Here is a 6,878-nt window from a genome sequence, read left to right as displayed (position 1 = left end):
GGGAGCCGGTCCGGCCCCGGCCGCCGGGCCCGCCCCGCCGACGGCGGCGACCGCGTCAGTCCGCCGCGACCGGGATCCCGGCCCGCACCCGGGCGCGGGTCGGGATGCCGAACGAGACCAGCACGGCGACGACGAGCGCGCCGCCGCACATGAGGAACCCGGCCGTGTAGGCGCCCTCGGAGGGCAGGCCCGTCGCGGCCACGACGCCGCCGGCCAGCAGCGTGCCCGCCAGCTGGGCGCCGACCGCGCCGCCGATGGTGCGCATCACGGTGTTCATGCCGGTCGCGATGCCCGTCTGGTCCTGCCGGACCGCCACGACGATGAGGTTCGCCAGCGCCGCGAACGACAGGCCCAGGCCGACGCCCAGGAGGCCGGAGGCCACGTAGATCTCCCAGTGCTCCGTGTGCGCGACGGCGAGCATCCCGTAGGCCACCGCCGTCACCACGCAGCCGGCGATCAGCGAGGCACGGGCGCCGAAGCGCCGCTCGATCGGACCGGTGAACTGGCCGACGACGAGCATCGCGATCGTCGACGGCAGGAGGAACACGCCGGCGGCGGTGACGGACGACCCGAAGCCGTAGCCGGTCGACGTCGGCTCCTGCACGAACTGCGGGATCAGGATGAACGAGGTGTAGAGGCCGACGCCGACCATGAGCGCGGCGACGTTCGTCGTCCAGACGCCGCGGATCCGCATCATCCGCATGTCGACCAGCGGCTCGTCCGTGCGGGTCTCGTTGCGGACCCAGGCGATCAGGACGAGCACGGCGACGACGATCATCGCGAGGGTCTTCGGCGAGCCCCAGCCCCACGTCGACGCCTGGCTGACGCCGAGCAGCAGCAGCGACAGGCCGGCCGAGAGCAGCACCGCACCGGTCCAGTTGATCCGCCCCGGCGCCCGCACGGGCGACTCGGGGATGTAGCGCCAGGTCAGCGCCGCCGACAGGACGATCGCGACGAGCGGGATCCAGAAGAGCCAGTGGTAGCTCAGGTTGTCGACGATCACGCCGGCCAGGACCACGCCGAGGCCGCCGCCGATGCCCAGGAGCGACGACATCATCCCGATCGCGCCGGCCACCCGCTCGCGGGGGAACTCGTCGCGGAGGATCGCGAAGGCGAGGGGGAAGATGCCGCCCGCGGCGCCCTGGATGACCCGTCCGGCGATCAGCAGCGGCAGCGACGAGGCCACGGCCGAGAGCAGCGTGCCGACCGCCAGCGCGACGAGCACCCAGAAGAGCACGCGCTCCTTGCCGTGGATGTCCCCGAGCCGGCCGAGGATCGGCGTGGCCACGGAGGCGGCCAGCAGGTACGAGGTGAGGATCCAGCTGACCGCGGAGGCCGAGGCGCCCGTCGCCTCCTGGATGTCCGGCAGCGCGGGGGCGACCAGCGACTGGAGGAGCGAGTAGGAGATCGCGCCGAGCGACAGCACCGCGAGGGTGACGGTGGGCGTCGATCGGCGTGGGGCTGCTGACTGGGGCACGGCGGGGACTCCGGACTGCGAGGACGGTGACGAGGTCCGGGACGCGACGGCGATCCCCGGGGTGTCGCATACAAGTATGCATGGTCCGGACCGCGGTCCGGTGTGGCCCGCACCACACCCGGCGTCCGCCGGTACCCTCCGCCGGTGACCGCGTCGCCTCCCGGCCCCCCTCCCGAGCCCGCGCCGACGGGCACCGAGGCCCCCGCCGACGGCGCACCCGTCGGGGCCCCCGGGACGGCCGCCGTGCAGCCGCCGTCGCTGACGGAGGCCGTCGGGGGACCGCTCGGCATCCTCGAGTCGGCCGCCCCGGCGGCGCTGTTCGTCGCCGTCTACACCCTCGCGGGCCGCGACGCCACGGTCGCGGCCGTCGTCGCCGTCGTCGCCGGGGCGGTCCTGACGCTGGCGCGCGTCGTGAAGGGTCAGACCCTCAAGTTCGCGCTCTCGGGCTTCTTCGGGATCGCCCTGGCCGGGTTCATCGTCTCGAAGACCGGCAACGCCTCGGACTTCTTCCTGCCGGGCATCCTCATCAACATCGCCTACGCGTCGGCGTACTTCGTGTCGATCCTCGTCCGCTGGCCGATCATGGGCGTGATCATCGGCAGCCTCGGCGGCGAGCCGACGGCGTGGCGCAAGGACCCGCTGCTCGTCAGGACGTACACGCGGGTGACGTGGATCTGGGTCGCGCTCTTCGCCCTCCGCCTGCTGGTGCAGCTGCCGCTGTACCTGACCGACGCGCTGGTCGCGCTCGGCGTCGCCCGCGTGTCGATGGGCATCCCGCTCTTCGCCCTCGGTCTCTGGTTGACGTACCTGGTCGTGCAGCGCGCGCAGGCGCAGGCCCCCGCCCAGGGCGCGACCGCGGCCTGAGGCCCGGCGGGCGGCCCGGCGGGCGGCCCGCCCGCCCCGTGTCGGGTGCCCCGACAGGGGCGGCCACCCGGTCGTGCCCGCCGGTCAGGCGTCGACGTGCGCCAGCGCCGGCGACTCCTCGCCGACGTCCCGCAGCAGGTCGCGCACGGCGTCCTCCAGGGCGATCCGGCCCTCCGGGTCGATGAACGCCTCGGGCCCGCCGAGCTCCTGGACCCGTGCGGCGATCGTCCAGCCCTCCTCGAAGCGCTCGAAGACCCGCGGGTCGATGTAGGAGGCCCGGGCGACCGCCGGGGTGTTGCCGAGGAACCAGGCGACCTCCTTGACGGTCGCGACGACCGCCTTGTCGCGCTGCCGCTGCGACAGCCCGTCCTCGGCCTTCACGGCGATGCCCAGGGCGGCCAGGACGGTGCCGTTCCAGGTGCGGAAGTCCTTGGCGGAGCACTCGCCGGCGTGCTCCTTGAGGTACTCGTTGACCTCGGAGGGGTGCAGCTCCTTCCACCGGCCGCCGTCCTTGAAGGCCAGGAGCCGGTTCTTGCTGCCGCGCCGCTTCTTCAGGCGCTCGACGACGTCGACCACCTCGGAGTCCGCGATGACCTGCACCCGCCGCTTGCCGCCCTTGGCGTTGTAGTCGAAGACGACCTGCTCGTCGTCGATCTTCACGTGCCGCTGCTGCAGGGTCGCCACGCCGTAGGTCTCGTTCTCCTCGGCGTAGTCCTCGGACCCCAGGCGGAAGAAGCCCAGGTCGAGCAGGCGGACGGAGCACGCCAGGGCGCGTTCGCGGGGGAGACCGTCGAGGCGGAGGTGCTCCAGCAGCGTGGCGCGCAGCTTCGGCAGCCGCGAGGCGAACTCGAGCACGCGGGTGAACTTCTCGTGGTCGCGCTGCTCGCGCCAGACGTCGTGGTAGCGGTACTGCCTGCGACCCGCGGCGTCCGTCCCGGTCGCCTGGACGTGGCCGTGCGGGTGCGGCGAGATCCAGACGTCCTTCCAGGCCGGGGGGAGGACGAGCGCCTCGATGCGCTCGATCGTCTCCGCGTCGGTGACCTTCTCCCCGTCCGGGTCCCGATACCAGAACCCCTTGCCGGCGCCTATGCGCTCGATCCCGGGGGCGGTGAGGTCCGAGCGGCGCAGTCGAGGCATCGAACCGAGCCTGTTCCCCCTGGACGCGCCGGGGAACCGTCCGACGTCACGGGACGCCCGGGGGCGACGGTGCCCGACTCGACGGCGCGGGACGACGGGCCCGAGCGACGGCGCGCCACAGGCGTTCCGGGTCACCGGGGAGGAGAGCGGCCACGGACGCCGACGGCCTTGCTACGGTCTCCCGAGCCGAGTCGCCGGACGTCCGTGTCCGGGAACGGGGGAACCAGTCAGCACCGGGGCTCATCCACCTCCCGGGGTGGAGGCGCGATCTTTCCGCGCTCGCCCGTCAGCTAACCCCGTAGGCCGACGAAAGAGAGCCGTACACGTGAATCGCTTGACCAGTGGCGTCGCCGTCACGCTGATGATGATGCTCGCCGCCGCGCCGTCCGCGGTGGCGCAGACCGGTGGTGGGACGTCCGTCGCCCCGACCACGACGTCGACGACGCCAGCCGACCCGGGCACCGGGACGACGCAGGATCCGTCCACCGGGACCGCTCCGGCCGCACCCGCGACCTCCGTCTCGCCGACGAAGACCGTGAAGCTCACGCGCTCGCAGACCAAGCGGGTGCAGAAGCGCGTCCGGGTCAAGGCCGACGGCGCCCTGGGCGCCCGCACCCGCACCGCGATCAAGCGGTACCAGAAGCAGCGCAAGCTGACCCGGACCGGCCGCCCGAACCTCGAGACGATCAAGGCGATGAAGATGCCGTTCGTCGCGCAGGTCGAGGCGAAGCTCGGCGGCACCACGACGTCGCCGGACGCCGACGGCACCGCGACCCCCGTCGCGACGGGCGACGTCGCCGCGGCGATCGAGGCGGCCCGTGGGGTCATCGGCACGCCCTACGCCAGCGGTGGCAACGACGCCTCGGGCTTCGACTGCTCCGGCCTGATGGTCTACGCGTTCAAGAAGGCCGGGATCAGCCTGCCGCGCACGTCCTTCGACCAGTACGGCGAGGGCACGGCCGTGGAGAAGTCCGCCATCCAGCCCGGCGACCTCGTCTTCTTCTCGACCGCCGGCGCCGGCGCGTCGCACGTCGGCATCGCCACGAGCGCGACGACCGTCATCTCCGCGACGACCAAGGGCGTCATGGAGCACCGTCTCGACGACGACTACTGGGGCGCCGCGTACGTCGGTGCCCGCCGCGTCGTCGCGGGCGCCGAGACCCCGGCGCCCTCGCGCTGAGGACACCTGGCGTCGGGCGCACCGTCCGCAGCCGCATGAGTGCCCGGAGGGCCGCCGACAGGCGGCCCTCCGTCGTTCCCGGGACCGTCCGGCCGACGCCGGGCGGGACCGCCGACCCGCGCCCGTGGCGCCGTGGCCACGGCGTCCGGGCGGGTGGGGACCCCCCGATGGGGGTAGCGGTGATCCGTCGGTCGCGCTACCCTCGGGGTAGAAGTTGACTGACCAGTCAATCTAGCCCTGGAGAACACCTCGTGAGCACCGATCCGACAAGCGCCGAGTCCCGCAAGTTCGCCGAGGAGGCGCGCGAGACCGACTGGAAGCTCCCCTCCTTCGGCAAGGAGCTCTACCTCGGGGACTTCCGCTTCGACCTGATGCACCCGCTGCCGGCGGACGACGCCGAGAAGGCGGCCCGCGGCAAGGTCTTCCTGGAGAAGCTCGAGCGCTTCCTCACGGAGAAGGTCGACCACCTCCAGATCGAGCGCGACGCGAAGATCCCCGACGAGGTCATCGACGGCTTCAAGGACCTCGGCGCCTTCGGGATGAAGGTGCCGCAGAAGTACGGCGGCCTCGGGCTCTCGCAGGTCGACTACAACCGCGCGCTGGCCATGATCGGCACGTGGCACGGCTCCCTGGGCGCCCTCCTCTCCGCCCACCAGTCGATCGGTGTGGCCGAGCCGCTGATGATCGCGGGCACCGAGGAGCAGAAGCAGAAGTGGCTCCCGAAGGTCGCCAAGGACCACATCTCCGCCTTCCTGCTGACGGAGCCCGACGTCGGCTCCGACCCGGCCCGCGTCTCCTGCGCCGCCGTCCCGACGGACGACGGCACCGGCTACCGCATCACCGGCCGCAAGCTGTGGGCGACCAACGGCGCGATCGCCGACATCGTCGTGATCATGGCCAAGGTCCCCAAGAGCGAGGGCCACAAGGGCGGCGTCTCGGCCTTCGTCCTGGAGTACGACTCCGAGGGCATCACCGTCGAGCACCGCAACCAGTTCATGGGCCTCCGCGGCATCGAGAACTCCCAGACGCTGCTCGAGGACGTCTTCGTCCCGGCCGAGAACCTCATCGGCAAGGAGGGCCAGGGCCTGAAGATCGCCCTGCAGACCCTGAACACCGGCCGCCTCGCGCTGCCCGCCATCTGCGCCGGCACCGCCAAGTGGGCCGCCCGCGTGGCCCGCGAGTTCGGCACCGAGCGCGTCCAGTGGGGCAAGCCCGTCGGCGAGCACGACCCGGTCGCCCAGAAGATCGCGTTCATCAACGCGACGGCGTTCGGCCTCGAGGCCCTCGTCGACGTCACGGCCCGCATGGCCGACTCCAAGCGCTCCGACATCCGCATCGAGGCGGCCGTCGCCAAGCTCGTCGGCTCCGAGCTCGGCTGGCAGGTCACGGACGAGCTGGTCCAGATCCGCGGCGGTCGCGGCTACGAGACGGCCGAGTCCCTCGCCGCCCGCGGCGAGCGCCCGGTGCCGGTCGAGCGGGCGCTGCGCGACATGCGCATCAACCGCATCTTCGAGGGCTCCACGGAGATCATGCACCTGCAGATCGCCCGCGAGGCCGTCGATCAGCACCTGAAGGTCGCCGGCGAGCTCATCGAGGGCGACGGCGGGCTGTCCGAGAAGGCCAAGCTGGCCGTCGGCGCCGGCAAGTTCTACGCGAAGTGGTTCCCGAACCTGACGCACGGCGAGGGCCAGAACCCGCGCTCGTACGACGAGTTCGGCGCCCAGGCGCAGCACCTGCGGTTCGTCGAGCGCAACTCCCGCAAGCTCGCCCGCGTCACGTTCTACGCGATGGGCCGCTACGGCGCCCAGCTCGAGAACAAGAGCGCCGTGCTCGGCCGCATCGTCGACATCGGCGCGGAGCTCTTCTCGATCTCGGCCGCCGTCGCGTACGCCGAGGCCCAGAAGCGCCAGCACCCGGGCCGCGCCCGCGAGATCGACGAGCTCTGCAGCCTCTTCTGCCTGCAGTCCCGTCGCCGCGCCAAGGCGCTGTTCCACGACCTGCGCACGAACGACGACGACGTGAGCGCCAAGCTCGCCAAGGGCGTCCTCAGCGGTCGCTACTCCTGGATCGAGGAGGGCATCCCGTACGACGCCGAGGACCAGTCGCTGTTCGGTGACGACTACCGCCAGCCGACCTCGGCCACGACGAGCCAGGACGGCACGGAGACCAAGGAGACGGTCGGGGCCTGAGCCCTCGGTCGGCGGCCCCGCGGCGCGGGGC

At 72.4% G+C, this 6,878-nt stretch carries 5 protein-coding genes and 1 riboswitch; of the genes, 3 read left to right on the top strand and 2 right to left on the bottom strand.

What is annotated here, in order from left to right; genetic code table 11:
• Nucleotides 1-55 precede the first annotated feature (55 nt).
• Entirely contained in the window at nt 56-1,477 is a 1,422-nt protein-coding gene (locus tag Q7T67_RS10410) for an MFS transporter (RefSeq protein WP_304788783.1), read from the bottom strand.
• A 144-nt stretch (nt 1,478-1,621) separates the two neighbouring features.
• Here Q7T67_RS10410 and Q7T67_RS10405 point away from each other — a divergent pair, with 144 nt between their 5' ends.
• Nucleotides 1,622-2,341, top strand: coding sequence for a DUF3159 domain-containing protein (locus Q7T67_RS10405; protein ID WP_304788781.1), 720 nt, complete (start codon nt 1,622-1,624; stop codon nt 2,339-2,341).
• 84 nt (nt 2,342-2,425) lie between these two features.
• Here the strand turns inward: Q7T67_RS10405 and Q7T67_RS10400 are convergent, their stop codons facing one another.
• The gene (locus Q7T67_RS10400; RefSeq protein ID WP_304788779.1) at nt 2,426-3,478 is read right to left on the bottom strand and encodes a DNA topoisomerase IB; all 1,053 of its coding nucleotides are present in this window, start codon (nt 3,476-3,478) and stop codon (nt 2,426-2,428) included.
• A 174-nt stretch (nt 3,479-3,652) separates the two neighbouring features.
• Nucleotides 3,653-3,798: riboswitch (cyclic di-AMP (ydaO/yuaA leader) on the top strand.
• Nucleotides 3,799-3,812: 14 nt separating this feature from the next.
• On the opposite strand from Q7T67_RS10400, the gene Q7T67_RS10395 reads away from it, so the two are divergent.
• The gene (locus tag Q7T67_RS10395; protein WP_304788777.1) at nt 3,813-4,658 is read left to right on the top strand and encodes a C40 family peptidase; all 846 of its coding nucleotides are present in this window, start codon (nt 3,813-3,815) and stop codon (nt 4,656-4,658) included.
• A gap of 251 nt (nt 4,659-4,909) precedes the next feature.
• Entirely contained in the window at nt 4,910-6,847 is a 1,938-nt protein-coding gene (locus Q7T67_RS10390) for an acyl-CoA dehydrogenase family protein (protein WP_304788775.1), read from the top strand.
• Nucleotides 6,848-6,878 lie beyond the last annotated feature (31 nt).

This window comes from Patulibacter sp. (assembly GCF_030655195.1).
GTDB lineage: Bacteria > Actinomycetota > Thermoleophilia > Solirubrobacterales > Solirubrobacteraceae > Patulibacter.
The sequence above is the reverse complement of the archived record's forward strand: the minus strand, read 5'-3'. Positions and strand labels throughout refer to the sequence as shown.

Excerpts from the sequence above, each read along its gene's own strand:
- Q7T67_RS10400 (WP_304788779.1), bottom strand. The coding sequence starts at position 3,478 with ATGCCTCGACTGCGCCGCTCGGACCTCACCGCCCCCGGGATCGAGCGC.